The organism is Thermoanaerobacterium sp. PSU-2, from assembly GCF_002102475.1.
Taxonomy (GTDB): Bacteria; Bacillota; Thermoanaerobacteria; order Thermoanaerobacterales; family Thermoanaerobacteraceae; genus Thermoanaerobacterium.
In genome coordinates this window covers 145,515-165,484 of record NZ_MSQD01000006.1, presented here as the reverse complement: position 1 = coordinate 165,484, position 19,970 = coordinate 145,515, and the positions used below count along the sequence as shown (strand labels likewise).

Below are 19,970 nucleotides of genomic sequence, written 5' to 3'. Positions count from 1 at the left end.
AAAAATTAGCAGTCAACGGGCAAAAAGAAGTCCACTTCTACGGAAGAGCAGGAGGAATGGTACCAGAACCCATGGCCATATTAGAAGAAATCAAAAAAATAAGGGGGGAAAAAATAATGGCAGTAGTATTTCAAAAAAACAAAAGGACTAACAGACGCACCATTTCACTACTGTCCAGGCTGCACGCACGGCATAGTCCATAGACTTGTAGCAGAAGCAATGGAAGAATTAGGAGTATTAGACAAAGCAATAGGCGTAGCACCAGTAGGATGCGCCGTATTCGCCTACGAATACTTCAACTGCGACATGCAAGAAGCAGCCCATGGAAGAGCACCAGCAGTAGCAACAGGCATAAAAAGAGTACACCCCGACAAAATAGTATTCACATACCAAGGAGATGGAGACTTAGCAGCAATAGGAACAGCAGAAACAGTACATGCAGCAGCAAGAGGAGAAAACATAACAGTAATATTCATAAACAACGCCATATACGGCATGACAGGAGGCCAAATGGCACCAACATCACTGATAGGGCAAGAAACCCTCACAACCCCATACGGAAGAAAACCAGAAACAAACGGATACCCAATAAAAATGTGTGAAATGCTGTCAACATTAGAAGGAGCAGCATACATCGAAAGAGTATCAGTGTATGACGTAAAACACGTATTAAATGCCAAAAAAGCAATCAAAAACGCATTTAAAGCCCAAATAGACAAAAAAGGATTTTCAATGATAGAAGTCCTGTCAAGCTGTCCAACAAATTGGGGCATGTCACCAAACGAATCATTAAAATGGATAAAAGACAAGATGGAGCAATACTATCCATTAGGTGTATACAAAAACACCTTAGAGGAGGAAAAATAAAATGAATGAAAAGATAATATTTGCAGGATTTGGCGGACAGGGCATCATGTCGATGGGGCTTATAATGTCATACGCAGGAATGATGGATGGAAAAAACGTATCGTGGCTGCCGTCGTATGGACCAGAGATGAGAGGAGGCACAGCCAACTGCCATGTTACCATATCTGATGAACCAGTAGGCTCACCCATAATAAACGAGGCAACTGTAGTTATTGCTATGAATAGGCCTTCTTTAGAGAAGTATGAAAAATATGTTGTGCCTGGTGGAAAGCTTTTTATAAATACATCGCTGATTAAAGAGAAAGCGAAAAGAAATGATATAGAAGTTTACGAAATCGCGGCAAATGACATTGCAAATGAAATAGGAAATTTAAAAATTGCGAATATGGTGATTTTAGGAGCTCTAATAAAAGCAACGAATATTACAAAAATTGAATCTACATTAAAGGCACTTGTAGAAGTTTTAGGACCAAGTAAAGAGCATCTTGTGTCAATAAATGAAAAAGCCTTAGAAAAAGGAGCAGAACTTATAGATGTTTTAAGTAAGAAATAAACACTATATTATGAATGAAAGAAATGCAGTGAAAATATTCATGAAGCATATTTTGCATTTTTGAAGGATTTTTGAAATGTGCGTCGAATATAATAAAAGTGGAAAACGATGTATCGTTTTACAAAGAGTTTAAAACAATGCCAAAACATTTTATTACTTTATACTATTAAAATATTTTAATATTAGTTAAAATGTTGGAGGAGGTGATTAAAGCGATAAAAAGCTTAAATTAAATGTCATTTAAACTATAGGACGAAAGGAGAAGAGATATGGCAAGTGGAAAAGCTGAACATGGAAGAAAGTTATCAGATGGCGCTTATGGCGGTATAAGTGGCGACAAGTATGTGCCATTTGTTCCAGCGGAAGAGGTTCTTCCAGAATCTACGTTTTTAAGTTTAGTTATAGGTGTGATATTTGCGATTGTTTTCGCGGCAGCTAATACTTATTTAGGTCTTAAAACTGGAATGACTATAAGTGCAGCGATTCCTGCTGCTGTTTTGTCTACTGGTATATTAAAGACGATTTTTAGAAGAAATAGCATATTAGAAGCTAATATGGCTACAGCAATAGCTGCAACGGGTGAAAGTGTTGCTGCTGGACTTTTGTTTTCTTTTCCAGCTATAGCTATTTGGGGCTTTAAAAATGAGTTTACGCTTGAAAGAATAATATTTGCGGTATTAATCGGTGGATTGTTTGGCGTATTATTCGTCGTACCTTTAAGAAGGTATTTAACGGTTGAAGAACACGGGAAACTTCTGTATCCAGAAGGAATGGCAGCTTCTGAAGTCCTTGTAACAAGCAATCAAGGCGGTTCGGGATTTATGACGGTTTTGTCCGGTATGCTTACAGGTGGCATATACAAACTTCTATCAGGCGGTTTTTCTATATGGTCAGAAGAGCCTGCATGGAATCTAAATTGGTTTAAAGGGACTCAAGTTGGGATAAATGTGTTAGCATCGTTATTAGGAGTTGGCTTCATAGTTGGAATAGAGATTTCTTCATACATGCTGGCAGGTGGTATATTGGCATGGCTTGGTCTTATACCATTGATAAAATTTTTTGGAGATGGTCTTACAAGTCCAATATATCCAGCTACAACTCTTATAAAAGATATGTCAGCTTCTCAAATATGGGGCAGCTATATAAGGTATATAGGTGCTGGTGGAGTATTGGCAGGAGGATTTATTACTTTATTCAAGACATTCCCTACACTTATAAAGGCGTTTAAAGACTCATTATCTGGGTTTGGAACGAGTGCAAAAGGTCAAAAAAGAACTGACAGCGATATATCGATAAATATAGTGATTATTGGTTCGATTTTTCTATTCCTTTTAACATGGCTTCTGCCTATGTTTAAGATGACATTTATAGGAAGTCTTTTAACGATATTATTTTCTTTCTTCTTCGCTGTTGTCTCAGCGAGAATGACAGGAATTGTTGGTGAATCCAATAACCCAGTGTCAGGTATGACAATAGCTACATTGCTTGTTGTTACGTCTATTTTAAAGCTTACAGGCATTGTCGGAGACAGTGGTATGATATTGGCAATTACGATTGGAGGCATAGTTTGTATTGCAGCAGCAACGGCAGGCTGCAATGCACAGTCTTTAAAAACGTGCTACATTATAGGTGGATCGCCTAAAAAGGTAGAGTCATACCTTTACACAGGAATAGTTGCATCATCAATTTTCGCGGGATTAGTGCTTATTATGCTTAATAATTCTTATGGAATTGGTTCAAAATATGTTGCTGCGCCACAAGCAACTATAATGTCAATGGTTGTAAAAGGAATAATGACAGGACACCTTCCATGGATATTAATCATTGCTGGTGTCTTTATGGGAATAATGATAGAGATGATGCATATTCCGGTATTGCCATTTGCACTTGGACTTTATTTGCCATTTGAGTTAAGTGCGGCTGTTATGGTTGGAGGAATCATCAGATGGATAATTGACAGGAAATACAAGAATGATGAAAAGATGTATAAAGAAAAGACTGAAAAAGGTATATTGATTTCTTCAGGATTAGTCGCTGGAGATGCTTTGATGGGATTAGTAATAGCCATATTTGCAGGCCTTAAAATAAATATAGGTTTTGGTGCTAATTGGTTTACAAATAGTGGAGCATTTGCTTCATGGATTTCACTTTTGATGTTTGTCTTGTTAGGAATTTACCTATACGGATATACAGTGAGAGATAGCAAAAAGACTAATTAGCTGTGAATGGGTAAAAAATCATTCTAATCCGATGGTTTAAAAGCTGTCGGATTAGAATGATTTTAATAAAATATATTACAAAGGAGCGATCACAATGATAATCGGAGTACCAAAAGAAATAAAAGAAGAAGAAGGAAGAGTTGCTATTACACCTGCCGGTGTTCATGCATTTTGCAGTAAAGGACATAGAGTATTAATTGAAAATAATGCTGGTTTAATCAGTGGGATAACTAACGAAGAATATAAAAAGGCTGGAGCTGAAATCATTAACACGGCTGAAGACGTTTTTAATGAATCTGATATGATATTAAAGGTCAAGGAACCACAACCTTCCGAGTATGATTATTTTAAAGAAGGACAGATTTTGTTTACCTATTTACATTTAGCTCCAGATAGACAGCAAACAGAAGCGCTTTTAAAGAAAAAAGTAGTAGGTATAGCATATGAAACAGTTCAGACAGATGATGGAATGCTACCGCTATTAAGTCCTATGAGTGAAGTGGCAGGCAGACTATCAGTTACGATAGGTGCTTATTTGTTGCTTAGCAAAAATAATGGCAGAGGAGTTCTACTAAGCGGTGTTCCAGGTGTTGAAAAGGCGAATGTTGTCATAGTCGGTGGTGGAACGGTAGGACTAAATGCAGCAAAGATTGCAGTTGGAATGGGAGCTAATGTTACAATACTTGATGTAAATGCTTCAAGGCTTGCATACTTAGATGACGTTTTTGGAGGAAAAGTAACGACTCTTATGTCAAACAGTTATAATATAGCTAAATGTACTGAAGAAGCTGATTTAGTAATAGGAGCAGTGCTTATTCCGGGGGCTAAGACACCAAAAATAATAACAGAAGAAATGGTAAAGAACATGAGAAAAGGATCTGTAATCGTCGATGTAGCTATAGACCAAGGTGGTTCTGTCGAAACGATGGACAGAATAACATCTCATGACAATCCATACTTTATAAAATACGATGTGGTGCATTATTCTGTTCCAAATATACCCGGTGTAGTTCCGAGGACATCTACATTTGCATTGACAAATGTTACTTTGCCATACGCATTGCAGATTGCAGATAAAGGTTATAAGAAAGCGCTATTAGAGAATAAATCGCTTATGAGAGGACTTAATGTTATAAATGGTAATGTGACGTATAAGGCAGTAGCAGAAGCTCATGGACTTGAATATGTGGATCCAATAGAAATATTGTCAGAATAGATGGTAAATATTCTGGAAAGGATATATGATGAACGTTATATATCCTTTCCTAACAATTTATTTTTATTTATCTTCTCTTTATCTAAAAATTTATTGAAATTTTCTATTACAACTTATTCAAGCAATCAAGGAAGATATTTTTCATATCACAAAAATTCCATTAAGGTTAGATAGTTTAGACAGAAAATTGCATAAATTAAAATTAATAATTCAATTCAAAATAGTATTGCAATTAGTCGGGGAAGGTATTATAATTTAGTTGAATTAAAAATTTTTAATAAATAAAATAAAAGTTTAATCAAAAGGAAAGGAGTGTTATTATGAACGATGAATCAAAGAAAAAGCTGACACTGGTGCCACTAATCTTGATGATTTTCACATCTGTTTTTGGTTTCAACAATATGCCAAGAGCATTTTATTTGATGGGATACAGCGCGATACCGTGGTACATTTTATCAGGTATAACATTTTTCTTGCCTTATGCTTTTATGATGGCGGAATTTGGCGCGGCTTTTAAAGAAGAAAGCGGCGGGATATACACGTGGATGGAAAGATCGGTTGGCCCTAAATACGCTTTTGTAGGTACTTTCATGTGGTATGCATCATATGTTGTATGGATGGTCAGCATTTGTTCAACGATTTTTATAAATATCTCAAATATAATTTTTGGAACTGATAGAACTTCTTCTCTTAGATTGTTTGGGCTAAATTCTACTCAAGTTATTGGATTAATGGGAATATTGCTTATCATATTGATTACTTATGTAGCAAGTAAAGGTTTAAATTGGGTATCGAAAATTGCTTCAATCGGTGGAACATCAGTATTAGCTATAAACGTCATATTCTTACTTGGTTCAATTGTTGTATTGATAGCAAATGGAGGAAAATTAGCTGAGCCCATTACATCTTTAAAATCGTTTATAGTTTCACCGAATCCGTCATATTTATCACCGATTGCAGTTTTGTCATTCATAGTATTTGCAATATTTGCGTATGGAGGAACAGAGGTAGTTGGCGGTGTCGTAGATCAAACGGAAAATGCAGAGAAGACATTTCCTAAAGGCGTATTGTTTTCAGCTATAATAATCGCAATCGGGTATTCTTTAGGAATATTCCTGGTTGGAATATTTACAAAGTGGAATAGTGTTTTAGCGTCTAACAATGTCAATATGGCAAATGCCCAGTATGTAATCATGAATAATTTTGGATATCAAATTGGATTAAGCCTAGGCGCAAGCAAAAGCACAGCAATAATCATTGGAAATTGGTCTGCTAGAATAGTAGCGCTATCTGTATTCTTATCATTAATGGGTGCATTCTTTACACTTAGCTATGCGCCATTAAGACAACTGATTGAAGGCACACCTGCTGAATTATGGCCTGTAAAGACAGCAGAAATAGATGATAAAGGTGTTCCGAAATATGCAATGTGGATACAATGTTTGTTAGTTGCTGTTATGTTGTTCCTCATATCATTTGGAGGAGACATAGCAAAAGTTTTCTTTGCTCGCATAGTGCTAATGACGAATGTAGCAATGACATTGCCGTATGTATTTTTGTGCTTAGCATATCCGTCATTTAAAAATAACAAAAAGATCAATAGACCGTTTGAAATCTTTAAAAGCAGAACATCTGTAATAATTGCGACTGTATTAACGTCAGTCACAGTAGGATTTGCAAATATTTTCACTATAATCGAACCAGCATTTTCAAAAGATATAGCTTCAACACTTTGGATGATTGCTGGACCATTGTTTTTCACAGTTGTAGCTTTACTAATGTTTAGAAGATATGAGAAAAGTAAGAATGTAGTTAAAGACAATCCTGTAAAAGAAACTTAAGAATATTAAAATAGTATATAAAACATATCATAAACCTGTAATTACAGGATTTATGATATGTTTTATGCAAATATATGATGCAAAAATTACAGTATTTAAAAATTTGATGGATAAATTACAACATAATAACTTTTTTCTTATGAAAGGAGATCTAACAATATGAAAAGCGAATGTTTAAATCCATTGACAAATGCTCAGAAAGAGATAGAAAATGCCTGTAAGCTATTAAAAGTCAGCGATTCTGCTTATCAAATATTAAAAGAGCCTATAAGATTTTTGGAAGTCTCTATACCAGTAAGGATGGATGATGGTACGATAAGGATCTTCAAAGGCTATAGAGCACAGCATAATGATGCTGTTGGCCCAACAAAGGGAGGAATTAGATTTCATCCAGATGTAAATATTGATGAGGTAAAGGCACTTTCAATTTGGATGAGCTTTAAATGCAGTGTTGTAGGTATCCCATTTGGAGGGGCCAAAGGAGGAGTAATAGTAGATCCAAGCACATTGTCTAAAAGTGAGTTAGAAAGATTAAGCAGAGGCTATATAAGAGAAATATACAGCATCATTGGACCTGATAAAGACATACCAGCACCAGATGTAAATACAAATGAGCAAATTATGGCATGGATGATGGACGAATACAGCAAATTGTCAGGGAAAAATAGCCCTGGAATTATTACTGGAAAACCGATTATATGTGGAGGTTCTCTTGGAAGAACACAGGCTACTGGCTATGGAGTTGCGCTGATGGCTTATGAAGCAACTAAATATTTAGGTTTGAATATAAAAAATTGTACTGTAAGCATTCAAGGTTTTGGAAATGTGGGCAGCTATTCAGCAATTAACCTTCAAAAACTGGGTGCGAAGATTATAGCGGTGTCTGATTCAAGGGGCGGCATATACAAAGAAGAGGGAATAGACGTCAACGAATTAATTGAATATGTAAAAGAAAATGGAAGTGTGGCAGGATTTGACGATGCTGAACAAATAACAAAAGATAAATTGTTTGAACTTAAAACAGATATATTTGTGCCGGCAGCTTTGGAGAATCAGATAACTACAGATATTGCAAGATCAATAAAGACGAAGATAATATGCGAAGGAGCGAATGGTCCCACAACACCTGAAGCAGATAAAATTTTATATGAAAGAGGTATATTTGTGGTGCCAGATATTTTAGCAAATGCGGGTGGTGTGACGGTTTCATATTTTGAATGGGTTCAAAATCTGGACAATTACTATTGGACATTGGAGGAAGTTGAAGATAGGCAGCGAAAGATTATGATAGAGGCATTTAAAAAAGTTTACGAAACTTCAAATGCCTACAAAGTAGACATGCGCACAGGTGCATATATTACATCTCTAAATAGAATATATGAAGCTATGGAAATGCGTGGTTGGGTATGATGATTGCGGTATCGATGGGGGAATTTTCAAATGAAAGATGAAGAGTATATCGATAAGATAAAAGAGGAAAGCAACAAATGGTTATACCAATGTGCCAACAAAGCCAAAGAAAAATATCCAGTACGAAAAGAGAAGTTTATGACTTCATCAGGTGTAGAAATAAAAAGCATATATACGCCTGATGATGTAGTTGATTTGGACTATTTAAATGATTTAGGCTTTCCGGGCCAATATCCATTTACGCGTGGTGTTCAGCCAACCATGTACCGAGGAAGGTTCTGGACTATGAGGCAGTATGCTGGATTTGGTAATGCTGAGGAATCAAATGCAAGGTATAAATACTTACTTTCGCAGGGACAGACAGGGTTAAGCATAGCATTCGATTTACCAACACAGATAGGATATGATTCGGATCATCCGATGGCTGAAGGTGAAGTAGGGAAAGTTGGTGTTGCTGTAGATTCTCTTTTAGATATGGAAATTTTGTTTGATGGGATACCTCTCGATAGAGTCAGTACATCCATGACGATAAATGCCCCTGCAGCAGTTCTTTTAGCAATGTACATCGCTGTCGCAGAAAAGCAAGGAGTTTCTTTAGACAAATTGGAAGGAACTATTCAAAACGACATATTGAAAGAATACATTGCTCGTGGAACATACATTTTTCCAATTGAACCTTCATTAAGGATTACAACAGACATATTCAAATATTGTTCCAAATACATTCCAAAGTGGAACACGATAAGCATAAGTGGTTATCACATAAGGGAAGCTGGAGCTACAGCTGTGCAAGAGGTAGCTTTTACATTGGCAAACGGGATAGAATACGTAAATGCCGCATTAAAAGCGGGACTTGATGTTGATGACTTTGCACCGAGGCTTTCATTTTTCTTTAGCGCTCACAATGATTTATTAGAAGAGGTGGCGAAATTCAGAGCTGCCAGAAGGATGTGGGCAAGGATAATGAAAGAAAGATTCAATGCTAAAAATCCAAAATCAATGATGCTTAGATTTCATACACAGACTGGCGGTTCTACGTTAACTGCTCAGCAACCTGATAATAATATTGTAAGAGTTGCGCTGCAGGCATTGGCTGCAGTGTTAGGAGGAACTCAATCACTTCACACGAATAGCCGCGATGAAGCATTGGCGCTGCCATCAGAAGATTCGGTGAAGATTGCATTAAGGACTCAGCAGATAATAGCATACGAAAGCGGCGTATGTGATACACCTGATCCGCTGGCAGGCAGTTACTACGTAGAGTATTTAACGAATCAAATAGAGGAGAAAGCCTTACAATACATAAAAAAAATTGATGAACTTGGCGGTGCTGCCTGTGCAATAAAGAGTGGATTTATTCAAAAGGAAATACAAGATAGCGCGTACAGGTATCAAAAAGAGATTGAAAAAGGTGAGAGGATTATAGTAGGCTTGAACAAGTTTAAAACTGAAGAAAAATACTATGGCAACTTGCTTAAAGTTGATCCTCAAGTTGGGGAGATGCAAAAAGAAAGGCTAAAAAAACTTAGGGCTGAAAGAGATAATGAAGAAGTAAAGAGAAGATTATCAGACCTTAAAGAGGCGGCTTGTAGTCAAGAAAACATTATGCCTCAAATAATAGATGCAGTTAGAGCGTATGCAACACTTGGCGAGATATGCGATGTGTTACGATCTGTGTTTGGAGAATACAGAGAGAACATAGTCTTATGAGGGGTGAGAAAATGAAAAGGCCAATTAGAGTTCTAGTGGCTAAGCCAGGTCTTGATGGACATGACAGAGGTGCAAAAGTGATTGCAAGGGCATTTAAAGATGCTGGCATGGAAGTCATATATACAGGATTGAGGCAGACACCCGAACAGATTGTAGAAGCAGCAATTCAAGAAGATGTTGATGTCATCGCATTAAGCATTTTATCTGGTGCTCACAACACATTGTTTCCTAAAATAATGAATTTGCTAAAGGATAGGGGAGTAGAGGAAATTATGGTAATTGCTGGCGGCATAATTCCTGATGAGGACATACCATTTCTAAAGTCTTTAGGTATAAAGGAAATATTTACACCAGGCACACCAACATCAAAGGCTGTTGAATATATTATGAAAAATGTAAAAGTCCAATAATTTAAGCTTGATGAAAAGAGGCTTAAAAATGAGAGATATAGATTTAGAAGATTTGCTATTAAAGAAAGACAAGAGAGCCATAGCCAAAGCTATAACTATGGCAGAAAATGGCGATGAAAAAGTCTATGAGATAATCAAAAATCTCTACAACAAGGCTGGAAAAGCTTATGTAATCGGTATAACCGGACCTCCAGGTGTAGGAAAAAGCACTCTTACAAATGAAATAGCAAAATTTCTTCTAAAAGATAATTATTCAGTTGGAATTCTTGCAGTAGATCCTACCAGCTTTTTCTCTGGTGGAGCTATACTTGGGGATAGGGTTAGAATGAGCGATATAGCGCTTAATAAAAATGTATATATGAGGAGCATGGGAACGAGAGGCAAGCTTGGTGGATTGGCGAAAGCAACAAGAGCAGCAATTCACATATTGGATATTGTCGGTATGAATTATATTATTGTGGAGACATCTGGAGTGGGTCAATCAGAAATTGACATCGTGAAAACTTCAGATACAAATGTGATGGTTTTATCTCCAGGTATGGGTGATGATATACAAGCTATTAAATCTGGGATAATGGAGATTGGCGATATATTTGTAGTCAATAAATCAGATAGAGAAGGAGCCGATAAAACGGCAGCAGAAATTAATTTCATGCTCGATTTAAATGATAAATCCGATTGGAGACCGCCTGTATTAGAGGTTTCTGCATTGTATGGCAAAGGTTGTAGTACGCTTCTTTCTAAAATAATGGAGCATCGATATTATCTCGAAAAAACAGGTGGTCTTGAAGAAAGGCGGCTTAAAAATTTAAGATGGGAAGTTTTAGAGATATTAATGGACAATTTTATGAAAGCTTTAAACGAGAAAATAAGTCAGGAAAGCATCAAAGAATTGATTAATGCGGAATATGCTGGATTGACAAATCCATACATGATCGCAGAAGGTATATACAAAAATCTCAAGGGGGGCTTCAAATGATAAAAAAAATTGATCATATAGGTATAGCAGTAAAAAGCATAGAAGAGGCATCCAAGTTTTATGAGGACGTTTTAGGACAAAAAGTTGTTGGAATTGAAACTTTAAGTTCTGAAAATCTAAGGACCGCTTTTATAAAAATTGGAGATATTGATATAGAACTATTAGAGGCTACATCGTCTGATAGCCCTGTAGCAAAATTTATTGAGAAAAAAGGAGAAGGAATCCAGCATATAGCTTTGGAAGTGGATGATATTGAGGCGTCCTTAGAAAAATTAAAATCTAAAGGCATTAGATTAATTGATGAGGCACCTAAGACTGGTGCAGGAGGTTCAAAGATAGCGTTTGTACACCCTAAAAGCACTAACGGCGTGTTATTAGAGTTATGTCAGAGGTGACATGACTTAAATTTGTAAGCTAAGGGGGATAGTCAATTGGTAGGAAATACAGTAGTAGGTGCAATTTACTTGTCTTTGCTTGATATGATTTTATTAATAGTATTTCTATTTTTGATTGATGGCATATTAAGGCTATTTCCTTTTTTAAATAAAATATCTAAATACTTAAAAAGTAGGAGATAAAACATGATTATTTTAGACATTATAAAGGAAATGTTTAAATCAACAGGTTTAGTTCATTTGACGTTAGGAAATGCAATATTGATAGCTTTAGGAATAGCTTTTATTTCTCTTTCTATTGCTAAGAAGTACGAGCCATATCTATTGCTTCCGATAGGGTTTGGATGCATTGTAGCAAACATACCATCTACTAATTTGCTTTTGCCAAATGGGCTTATTGGAATATTTTACCTTGGTGTTAAAAAGATCATATATCCGCCACTTATATTTTTAGGTGTCGGAGCCATGACTGACTTTGGACCAATGATTGCAAATCCCAGCCTTGTGATCCTGGGTGCATTTGCTCATATAGGAATTTTTATCGCATTGATAGGGGCGAAAATTTTAGGGTTTTCCATACATCAATCAGCGGCAATAGGAATAATAGGTGGGGCAGATGGGCCTATGGCAATTTACGTCACACAAAAACTTGCCCCTAATCTGATGGCACAAATATCTGTTGCAGCATATTCATATATGGCATTGATGCCGCTTATTCAACCGCCTATTATGAAGCTTTTAACTACAAAAGAAGAAAGAAAAATTATTATGAAACAACCGAGAGAAGTTTCGAAGACGGAAAAGATTGTTTTTCCTATTGTTATTACCGTATTGATAGATATGCTATTGCCGCCAATAGCACCGCTTATTACGATGATGATGCTGGGGAACTTATTAAAAGAGTCGGGTGTCGTGGATAGATTGGCTAAAACTGCCAGCGGAGAATTGATGAATGTCATAACAATACTATTAGGCATATCTATCGGTTCAACAATGAAAGCTGACACTTTTCTCACAATTAAGACTTTAGAAATAATAGTTTTAGGGCTTGTTGCGTTTATGACAGGAACGGCTGGAGGCATTTTAGGCGCAAAACTTTTAAATAAATTATCTGGAGGAAAGATAAATCCTCTAATAGGGTCGGCAGGTATTGCATCTGTACCAATAGCAGCTCGCGTTTCACACTATGTTGCTATTAAAGAAAATCCATATAATTTTTTAATCATGTTTGCCATGGGTCCTAACTTAGCAGGTGTTTTTGGCACTGCCATAGCAGGTGGAATGATGTTAACAATACTGGGAGTTCATTAAATTTTATTCAGACTGACAATAAATTGCATTTTGATAAGTTAAGCAAGGGTAAATTCATTAGATTTTCGAAGGTGATATTGTGAAAAATAAAAAAATATGTATAAACGAAAGCTGGTGCAAAGGGTGCGGAATTTGCGTAGAATTTTGCCCTACAAATGCTTTAACCATGAAGGATAATAAAGTTTCACTAATTAATCCAGAAAAGTGTACATCCTGTGGCCTTTGTGAGCTAAGATGCCCAGATTATGCAATTTATTTAGAGGTGATAGATGATGACGGTAAAATTGATGCAAGGAAATGAAGCAGTAGTAGATGCTGCTATAAAGGCAGGTTTAAATTTTTTTGCGGGTTATCCAATTACTCCCTCTACAGAAATCGCAGAACTTTGCTCAGAAAAGCTTCCGTTAATCGGTGGCAAGTTTATACAAATGGAAGATGAATTAAGCAGCATGGCTGCTGTCATTGGTGCATCGTTAGCAGGAGCAAAAGCCATGACAGCAACGTCAGGTCCTGGATTTTCGTTGAAACAGGAAAATATTGGGTTTGCGTCTATGGCGGAGATCCCATGTGTCATTGTCGATGTGCAGAGGTGCGGACCTAGCACAGGAATGCCAACAATGCCATCACAAGGCGATGTGATGCAGTCGAGATGGGGGACCCATGGAGACCATCCCATAATAGTCATGTCGCCTTCATCAGTAAAAGAGGCGTACGAAATAACGATTAAAGCATTTAATCTTACATATAAATACAGGACACCTGTTATTTTGTTGTTAGACGAAGTCATAGGCCATGTGAGGGAAAGAATCGAAATCGAGGACGACCCAAATGTCACAAATGAGAAATTTAATTTACCTGATGTAAATGAATATATACCTTATAAAAATGTATTAAATGGTGTTTCACCTTTTATACCATTTGGGTTGGGGTATAAATATCATGTGACAGGGCTTGCCCATGATGAAAAAGGATATCCTACAAATAGTACTGATGTAAACGAAAGATTAATGAGGAGGCTTTTAGGCAAGATTGAAAATAACAGGGATGATATCTGCGTTTACGATGAGAAAATAAGAAAAGATAGTGATGTGCTTATTGTATCTTACGGTTCTTCTGCAAGAGCGTGCAAGGAATCAATGAAAATGCTTGGCGAAGCAGGGATTAATGCATCTTTTTTTAAACCAATAACGATTTGGCCTTTTCCTGAAGCACATTTCAAAGAAATAAGTGAAAAATTCAAATATATTTTTGTAGTTGAAATGAATAATGGACAACTATATTTGGAGATCGACCGCTTAGTCAAAGGCTTTGGAAAAGTGATTAAAGTAAATAAATTTAATGGAGAATATCTAACGCCACAATATATATATGAAAAGGTAAAGGAGTCTTTATGATGGCATCTGAACTCATTAAAAAATATTATAGGACCGATACATTGCCTACTATATGGTGTCCAGGATGTGGCAATGGAATAATAACATCAGCAATTGTAAGAGCAATTGACAATTTAAACTTAGATCGCGATAAAGTCTGTATTGTATCAGGCATTGGATGTTCATCGAGAGCTTCGGGATATCTTAATTTTAATACGCTTCATACTACACATGGTAGAGCATTGGCATTTGCTACTGGCATAAAGGTGGCTAATCCATCTCTCACAGTTATAGTCATTACTGGCGATGGAGATTGTGCTGCGATAGGTGGTAATCATTTCATCCACGCATGTAGGCGAAATATAGATTTGACTACCATAATGTTTAATAATAGCATTTATGGAATGACAGGTGGGCAGTATTCTCCATCTACACCATCTATGGATAAATCTACAACTACGCCTTATGGAAACATAGATAGAAATTTCGATATGTGTAAGCTTGCAATGGCCGCAGGAGCCACATATGTCGCCAGAAGCACTTCGTACCATGTGCAGCAATTAATCAAATTAATAGAAAAAGGAATTATGCATAGAGGTTTTTCATTTATTGAGGCGATTACCATGTGCCCTACGTATTATGGAAGAAAAAACAAGAAAGGCGATGGTAAAGAGATGTTAAAGTGGCAAAAAGAGCACGCTGTTTCAGTCGACAATATGAAAAAATTTTCCAAAGAAGAGCTTTCAGATAAATTCTTGATAGGAGAATTTTTAAACATAGATGAGCCGGAATTTACTGAAAAATATGATAAAATGATTAATTCATTGAAGGTGAATAGTGATGATAAATAGATTCGAGATGAGATTTGCAGGTACAGGAGGACAAGGAATAATTTTGGCAGGCATAATATTGGCAGAAGCTGCATTATTAGATGGAAAGAACAGTGTAGAGACGCAGTCGTATGGCCCTGAAGCAAGAGGTGGTGCAAGCAAGTCTGAGGTAATAATAAGCGATGATACTATAGATTACCCAAAAGTGCAAAGACCAGATATATTGGCAGCGATGTCTCAGAAAGCATACAATATGTACAAAAAAGATTTAAAAAGCGATGGAATTGTAATAGCCGATAATTCGGTTGTTGTAGATGATAATGCAGTAAATAAAGTTTTTTCACTTCCTATAATAGAAACTGCAAAAAACAGAGTGGGGAGCCTTTTTACGGCAAACATAGTTTTGCTTGGGGTTGTTGCTAAGCTGACCAATATCGTGTCAAGAGAATCGCTTATAAAGGCTATTATTCAAAAAGTCCCAAAAGACACAGTGAAATTAAATGAAAAGGCTCTTGAAGCAGGATATAGCATAGCTGACAATGTTTTGATTAAAATTTGATGAATATAGTTCTAGTACGATAATACTGCCTAAGGAAAATTTAGCAGGATGAAATTTTGAATCCTGCTAAATTTTCTTTGTATCGATCCAATTGTATACACGTTTATTTACTTCATCCCATTTGACATTGTTCATGAAAGCGTCAATGTATCCTTTTTTGTCTGTTCCATAATCTATGAAATATGCATGTTCATAAGTATCGATTATTAAAAGTGGAATCGACCTTGAAATGATGCCATGATTGTGAAGATCCTGCAAATAATTGTGAAGCTTTAAGTCAATTGGGTCAAAGCAAAGAACTGTCCAGCCCCTTGACGATAGTGCACATGCTTTAAAGTCGTTAAGCCAGTTTTCATAAGAACCGAAATCGCATGTTATCATAGATGCGATTATTCCTGTTGCAGGACCACCAGTTCCACCAAGATTTTCAAAGTAAAGTTCGTGAAGTTTTACGCCATTTAATGCATACGTTTCTTCCAACTTAAGTTCTCTGTATTCACTGTATGTTGCATTTGCTTTTTCTCTATCAGATGTGGTTAGTTTCTCCCAAATTTCATTTGTCTTCGACACGTATCCTTCATACAATTTATAATGCTCTTGCAACGCCTTTTGCGATATGCCGCTTAACACCAAGTTATACTTTTTAGGTATTAACCTTTTCAATTATTTTACCTCCCTCTATATTCTCCCACTAGACTTTTTCTGAAATATTATATGATTTTGATGTATACTGTGATACAATAAATTAAAGCATGATATGAGTTGGAGGTGTTTTACTTGGACATAAATGAAATAAAGATTGAGACGAAGGAAGTCATTGAAGAGCTTTTAGATATAGCCGATGTAAAAAGCGGTGGTCTTTTTGTACTAGGTGGCAGCACGAGTGAGGTCATAGGTAGAAAAGTTGGAACGTCTGGAAGCCTTGATATAGCGAAAGCAATTGTTGACCCGATATTGGAATCTGTAAAAAAGAGAAATTTGTATTTGGCTGTACAAGGATGCGAACATTTAAACAGGGCCCTTCTTGTGGAAGAAGAAGCTATGATAAAATACAATCTTGATGAAGTATCTGTGATCCCTCAAGTACATGCAGGAGGTTCATTGCAGACTTATTCTTACAGCGTATTTGAAAAACCAGTTATGGTGGAGAGCTTGAAAGGATTAGGACATGCGGGGCTTGACATAGGACTTGTATTAATTGGCATGCACTTAAGGCCTGTGGTTGTTCCAGTTAGGTTAAAGCACAGTAAAATAGGCGATGCTACGATAGTGGCTGCTAAGACGCGGCCTAAGTTAATCGGCGGAGAACGGGCAATATATAAAAAGTAATAATTTATTAAGTCGCTCTGGAATTTAAGAGCGATTTTTTTATAAAAATTGATTATAATCACAGAATTTTATCTTGATTTTGTTATACTAAATGTGGAGGTGTTGGTATGGAATGTAAATATTGTGCTCAGGTGGTACATATTTTTAATGAACTAAATGACGAAGAATTAAAAGTCATATCCGATCTGACAAAGGAATGTTTTTATAAAAAGGGAGACATCATACTGAATGAAGGTGACATCTTAGAACAAATATACATAATTCACAGTGGGAAGATAAAAATTTACAAGATAAATTCAGATGGCAAAGAACAGATATTGTATATTTTAAAAGATGGTGATACTTTTGGAGAAAATAGTATATTTAAAGAGCAAAAGTCCACATTTTACGCTGAAGCCATGGAAAATGTAAGTATGTGCATTTTGTCAAAAAATGACTTTGTGAATATAATATCAAAGAATCCGGCTATCGCCTTTAAAATCATGAATTATTTGAATGAAAGAATTAAAAGCCTTGAGTTGCTTCTTAAAGATCTGACCACAGAAGATGTTAAAAAGCGCCTTATGTCAATCATTTATAGGCTTGCCGAAAAAGATGGAATGAAAGATATAAACGGTATTAAACTAAGACTTTATTTAAGCAGAGAAGATCTGGCGAATTTAGCCGGTACCACCAGGGAGACTGTCAGCAGAAAATTAAGAGAATTAGAACATGATGGTTTAATAGAATTTTTGTCAAATAGGGAAATACTAATTAAAGATATTGATGATTTCAAAGAAATTTGATCAGGATCACATAAAATTTTGAGGAAAAGTTTTATTATTAATGTGTAATAAAAATTAAGAGGAGATGATTTTAATGATGAAAGAAGTAAAATTTACCGTTGAAGGGCTTAGCTGCCCTGATTGCAGCAAAAAAATTGAACAGGCTTTAGCCGCACAAAAAGGTGTTGAAGAAGCCAAAGTGATTTTTACAACAGGCTCTATTAAGGTGAAGTTTGACGATGAAGTCATAACACTTGACGATATAAAGAAGGTTATAAAAGATTTTGGATACAATATCTAAGATTTAACCATGATGTCGGGCTTATGCTCGACTTATTTTTAAGAAGGAGGTGCGAAATGATGTATATGAAGGATAAGAAACTATTTCCACTTTTGTTAGCTGCAATTTTGATAATCTTAAGCTGGGGATTTAAACTTTTTGATTATAAAATTGTGTCAAATATATTGATGTTAACTTCAGCGGTTGTTTCTGGATACAAGGTTTTAAAAAGCGCTTTATTATCTCTAAAGTACAAGACCATAAGCATAAATTTGCTTGTATCTATTGCGGCAGTTGGAGCAATAACAATTGGTGAATACTGGGAAGTTGCAGCAGTGACATTTCTGTTTTCGCTTGGAGGCTTTTTAGAATCATATACCCTTCAAAAGACGAGAAATGCTCTTAAATATTTGATCGATATGGCACCAAAGATGGCCCATGTTGTGAAAGATGGTATTGTGGAAGATGTGCCTGCGGAAGATGTAAAAATTAAAGATATAGTAGCTGTAAAATCTGGAGAGAAAATACCTGTAGATGGCTTTGTCGTAAAAGGGAATGCATCGGTAAATCAGTCTGCTATAACAGGTGAATCTATGCCGGTAGATGTAAATGTTGGAAGTTTTGTGTACAGTGGCACTATAAATGAAAATGGTTATATTGAAGTAGAAACAGTTAATTCTGGCGAGGATACGACTTTCTCTAAAATTTTATATCTCGTTGAAGAAGCGCAAGGAGAAAAAGCGCCTACTCAAAAATTCATCGAAAAATTTTCAAAATATTATACTCCTTCAGTCATATTAGCATCGATCATTACTTTTTTGGTAAAAAGGGATCTGATGATGGCGCTTACATTTCTTGTGATAGCTTGCCCCGGCGCTTTGGTCATATCCACACCTATATCCGTAGTATCTGCTATAGGAAATGCAGCTAAGCACGGTGTCATAATTAAAGGTGGAGAATATCTTGAAAACCTTGGTAAAGTAAATATAATGGCTTTTGATAAGACAGGTACATTGACGGAAGGAAAGCCTTTCGTTGTAAATGTCATATCGGCAGGAGCAAATAGGGATGAACTTTTAAAGATCGCTAAAAGCTTGGAGATAAGGTCGGAACATCCGATTGCAAAAGCTATTACATCGTATGTTACCGATGAGGAAATTTTTGACGTGGATGATTTTGTTTCAGTCACTGGTGAGGGAGTAAAAGGCAAGATAAATGGTGATATGCATTATGCAGGAAATCGAAAATTGATGTTAAATAATGGAGTAAACATTGATGGCATCAAAGATCACATGGAAAGAGAAGAGAGTTTGGGCAGAACACCTATTGTTGTGGCTAAGAATGGCGGTGCTATCGGCATAATTTCTATCTCTGATAAAGTGAAAGGTTCTTCTATTGATGCTATAAAAGAGCTTAAAAAATTGGGGATTAAAAAGACTGTCATGCTTACAGGAGACAACGAAAGGACTGCAAGGCAAGTGAAAGAACAACTTGATTTGGACGAGTATTTTTCTGAACTTTTGCCTGATGAAAAGTTAAAGATATTAAAATCCTTGAAAAAAGAAGGAATTGTTGCAATGGTAGGCGATGGTGTAAATGATGCTCCATCGCTGGCATACGCCGATGTAGGCATATCAATGGGGTTAGGTGGAACGGATGTGGCCAACGATGTTTCAAACATTACACTTACAGATGACAATCTAAAGAAATTAGCTTTTGCCGTAGGTTTAAGCAGGGCTGCGTTAAGAAATATGAAGCAAAATATATACTTTTCGGTATTTGTAGTATTATCACTTCTATTAGGTGTTATTTATGGTGATGTATTTTTGGCATCTGGGATGTTTGTACATGAAGCAAGTGTATTTATAGTCACGTTAAATGCCATGAGACTTATGAAGTATAAAGGGCGCCTCAGATAAGCGCC

At 36.2% G+C, this 19,970-nt stretch carries 21 protein-coding genes and 1 pseudogene; 21 read left to right on the top strand and 1 reads right to left on the bottom strand.

From position 1 onward, the window contains the following. The 17 genes and pseudogenes from BVF91_RS13470 to BVF91_RS06780 all read left to right on the top strand — a co-directional run. Window positions 1-203 (top strand): annotated as a pseudogene (locus BVF91_RS13470) (hypothetical protein); the annotation flags it as partial. 16 nt (window positions 204-219) lie between these two features. Next, on the top strand, window positions 220-867 hold the full coding sequence (locus BVF91_RS06850; RefSeq protein ID WP_085112708.1) for a thiamine pyrophosphate-dependent enzyme: 648 nt from the start codon (window positions 220-222) through the stop codon (window positions 865-867). Window position 868: 1 nt separating this feature from the next. After that, window positions 869-1,420, top strand: a complete 552-nt coding sequence (locus BVF91_RS06845) for a 2-oxoacid:ferredoxin oxidoreductase subunit gamma family protein (RefSeq protein WP_085112707.1) — start codon at window positions 869-871, stop codon at window positions 1,418-1,420. A 269-nt stretch (window positions 1,421-1,689) separates the two neighbouring features. Then, window positions 1,690-3,639, top strand: a complete 1,950-nt coding sequence (locus tag BVF91_RS06840; RefSeq protein WP_085112706.1) for an OPT family oligopeptide transporter — start codon at window positions 1,690-1,692, stop codon at window positions 3,637-3,639. Between the two features lie 94 nt (window positions 3,640-3,733). Then, a complete protein-coding gene (gene ald / locus BVF91_RS06835; RefSeq protein ID WP_085112705.1) occupies window positions 3,734-4,855 on the top strand; it encodes an alanine dehydrogenase in 1,122 nt (373 codons plus the stop codon). Window positions 4,856-5,175: 320 nt separating this feature from the next. Continuing rightward, window positions 5,176-6,696 (top strand): glutamate/gamma-aminobutyrate family transporter YjeM, encoded by a 1,521-nt coding sequence (gene yjeM, locus BVF91_RS06830; RefSeq protein WP_085112704.1) that lies wholly within the window; start codon window positions 5,176-5,178, stop codon window positions 6,694-6,696. A 159-nt stretch (window positions 6,697-6,855) separates the two neighbouring features. Further along, window positions 6,856-8,106, top strand: a complete 1,251-nt coding sequence (locus BVF91_RS06825) for a Glu/Leu/Phe/Val family dehydrogenase (protein ID WP_085112703.1) — start codon at window positions 6,856-6,858, stop codon at window positions 8,104-8,106. Window positions 8,107-8,136: 30 nt separating this feature from the next. Next, window positions 8,137-9,816, top strand: coding sequence for an acyl-CoA mutase large subunit family protein (locus tag BVF91_RS06820; protein WP_085112702.1), 1,680 nt, complete (start codon window positions 8,137-8,139; stop codon window positions 9,814-9,816). A gap of 11 nt (window positions 9,817-9,827) precedes the next feature. Beyond that, the gene (locus BVF91_RS06815) at window positions 9,828-10,226 is read left to right on the top strand and encodes a cobalamin B12-binding domain-containing protein (RefSeq protein WP_085112701.1); all 399 of its coding nucleotides are present in this window, start codon (window positions 9,828-9,830) and stop codon (window positions 10,224-10,226) included. A 28-nt stretch (window positions 10,227-10,254) separates the two neighbouring features. Continuing rightward, the gene (meaB, locus tag BVF91_RS06810; protein ID WP_085112700.1) at window positions 10,255-11,205 is read left to right on the top strand and encodes a methylmalonyl Co-A mutase-associated GTPase MeaB; all 951 of its coding nucleotides are present in this window, start codon (window positions 10,255-10,257) and stop codon (window positions 11,203-11,205) included. Further along, complete coding sequence (mce, locus tag BVF91_RS06805; protein ID WP_085112699.1) at window positions 11,202-11,600, top strand: methylmalonyl-CoA epimerase; 399 nt, start codon at window positions 11,202-11,204, stop codon at window positions 11,598-11,600. Before meaB ends, mce begins: the two co-directional genes overlap by 4 nt. Window positions 11,601-11,636: 36 nt before the next feature. Continuing rightward, window positions 11,637-11,783, top strand: a complete 147-nt coding sequence (locus BVF91_RS13270; protein WP_168170190.1) for a hypothetical protein — start codon at window positions 11,637-11,639, stop codon at window positions 11,781-11,783. A 3-nt stretch (window positions 11,784-11,786) separates the two neighbouring features. Then, complete coding sequence (locus tag BVF91_RS06800; RefSeq protein WP_085112698.1) at window positions 11,787-12,911, top strand: sodium ion-translocating decarboxylase subunit beta; 1,125 nt, start codon at window positions 11,787-11,789, stop codon at window positions 12,909-12,911. A 76-nt stretch (window positions 12,912-12,987) separates the two neighbouring features. Further along, a complete protein-coding gene (locus BVF91_RS06795; protein WP_085112697.1) occupies window positions 12,988-13,212 on the top strand; it encodes an ATP-binding protein in 225 nt (74 codons plus the stop codon). Next, the gene (locus tag BVF91_RS06790; RefSeq protein ID WP_085112696.1) at window positions 13,181-14,305 is read left to right on the top strand and encodes a 2-oxoacid:acceptor oxidoreductase subunit alpha; all 1,125 of its coding nucleotides are present in this window, start codon (window positions 13,181-13,183) and stop codon (window positions 14,303-14,305) included. The genes BVF91_RS06795 and BVF91_RS06790 overlap by 32 nt, the downstream gene beginning before the upstream one ends. After that, window positions 14,305-15,135, top strand: coding sequence for a 2-oxoacid:ferredoxin oxidoreductase subunit beta (locus tag BVF91_RS06785; RefSeq protein ID WP_085112695.1), 831 nt, complete (start codon window positions 14,305-14,307; stop codon window positions 15,133-15,135). The genes BVF91_RS06790 and BVF91_RS06785 overlap by 1 nt, the downstream gene beginning before the upstream one ends. Next, a complete protein-coding gene (locus tag BVF91_RS06780; protein WP_085112694.1) occupies window positions 15,125-15,673 on the top strand; it encodes a 2-oxoacid:acceptor oxidoreductase family protein in 549 nt (182 codons plus the stop codon). Before BVF91_RS06785 ends, BVF91_RS06780 begins: the two co-directional genes overlap by 11 nt. 66 nt (window positions 15,674-15,739) lie before the next feature. On the opposite strand, the gene BVF91_RS06775 is transcribed toward BVF91_RS06780, so the two are convergent. Further along, window positions 15,740-16,336: a superoxide dismutase gene (locus BVF91_RS06775; RefSeq protein WP_085112693.1), complete on the bottom strand. Its 597-nt coding sequence runs from the start codon at window positions 16,334-16,336 to the stop codon at window positions 15,740-15,742. A gap of 114 nt (window positions 16,337-16,450) precedes the next feature. On the opposite strand from BVF91_RS06775, the gene BVF91_RS06770 reads away from it, so the two are divergent. From BVF91_RS06770 to BVF91_RS06755, 4 genes are all read left to right on the top strand, one after another. After that, window positions 16,451-17,002, top strand: coding sequence for a TIGR01440 family protein (locus BVF91_RS06770; protein ID WP_085112692.1), 552 nt, complete (start codon window positions 16,451-16,453; stop codon window positions 17,000-17,002). Window positions 17,003-17,109: 107 nt separating this feature from the next. Further along, window positions 17,110-17,787 carry a Crp/Fnr family transcriptional regulator gene (locus BVF91_RS06765; RefSeq protein WP_085112691.1) on the top strand — a complete coding sequence of 226 codons (678 nt, stop codon included), beginning with the start codon at window positions 17,110-17,112 and terminating at the stop codon, window positions 17,785-17,787. Between the two features lie 73 nt (window positions 17,788-17,860). After that, window positions 17,861-18,067: a heavy-metal-associated domain-containing protein gene (locus BVF91_RS06760; RefSeq protein ID WP_085112690.1), complete on the top strand. Its 207-nt coding sequence runs from the start codon at window positions 17,861-17,863 to the stop codon at window positions 18,065-18,067. Between the two features lie 56 nt (window positions 18,068-18,123). Then, window positions 18,124-19,965 carry a heavy metal translocating P-type ATPase gene (locus BVF91_RS06755; RefSeq protein WP_085112689.1) on the top strand — a complete coding sequence of 614 codons (1,842 nt, stop codon included), beginning with the start codon at window positions 18,124-18,126 and terminating at the stop codon, window positions 19,963-19,965. Window positions 19,966-19,970 lie beyond the last annotated feature (5 nt).

Coding starts and splice junctions, on each gene's coding strand:
- BVF91_RS06765 (WP_085112691.1), top strand. CDS start 17,110: ATGGAATGTAAATATTGTGCTCAGGTGGTACATATTTTTAATGAACTA.
- BVF91_RS06755 (WP_085112689.1), top strand. CDS start 18,124: ATGATGTATATGAAGGATAAGAAACTATTTCCACTTTTGTTAGCTGCA.
- BVF91_RS06825 (WP_085112703.1), top strand. CDS start 6,856: ATGAAAAGCGAATGTTTAAATCCATTGACAAATGCTCAGAAAGAGATA.
- BVF91_RS06820 (WP_085112702.1), top strand. CDS start 8,137: ATGAAAGATGAAGAGTATATCGATAAGATAAAAGAGGAAAGCAACAAA.
- BVF91_RS06760 (WP_085112690.1), top strand. CDS start 17,861: ATGATGAAAGAAGTAAAATTTACCGTTGAAGGGCTTAGCTGCCCTGAT.
- BVF91_RS06840 (WP_085112706.1), top strand. CDS start 1,690: ATGGCAAGTGGAAAAGCTGAACATGGAAGAAAGTTATCAGATGGCGCT.
- BVF91_RS06850 (WP_085112708.1), top strand. CDS start 220: ATGGAAGAATTAGGAGTATTAGACAAAGCAATAGGCGTAGCACCAGTA.
- BVF91_RS06845 (WP_085112707.1), top strand. CDS start 869: ATGAATGAAAAGATAATATTTGCAGGATTTGGCGGACAGGGCATCATG.
- mce (WP_085112699.1), top strand. CDS start 11,202: ATGATAAAAAAAATTGATCATATAGGTATAGCAGTAAAAAGCATAGAA.
- BVF91_RS06780 (WP_085112694.1), top strand. CDS start 15,125: ATGATAAATAGATTCGAGATGAGATTTGCAGGTACAGGAGGACAAGGA.
- ald (WP_085112705.1), top strand. CDS start 3,734: ATGATAATCGGAGTACCAAAAGAAATAAAAGAAGAAGAAGGAAGAGTT.
- yjeM (WP_085112704.1), top strand. CDS start 5,176: ATGAACGATGAATCAAAGAAAAAGCTGACACTGGTGCCACTAATCTTG.
- BVF91_RS06785 (WP_085112695.1), top strand. CDS start 14,305: ATGGCATCTGAACTCATTAAAAAATATTATAGGACCGATACATTGCCT.
- BVF91_RS06800 (WP_085112698.1), top strand. CDS start 11,787: ATGATTATTTTAGACATTATAAAGGAAATGTTTAAATCAACAGGTTTA.
- meaB (WP_085112700.1), top strand. CDS start 10,255: ATGAGAGATATAGATTTAGAAGATTTGCTATTAAAGAAAGACAAGAGA.
- BVF91_RS06815 (WP_085112701.1), top strand. CDS start 9,828: ATGAAAAGGCCAATTAGAGTTCTAGTGGCTAAGCCAGGTCTTGATGGA.
- BVF91_RS06790 (WP_085112696.1), top strand. CDS start 13,181: ATGATGACGGTAAAATTGATGCAAGGAAATGAAGCAGTAGTAGATGCT.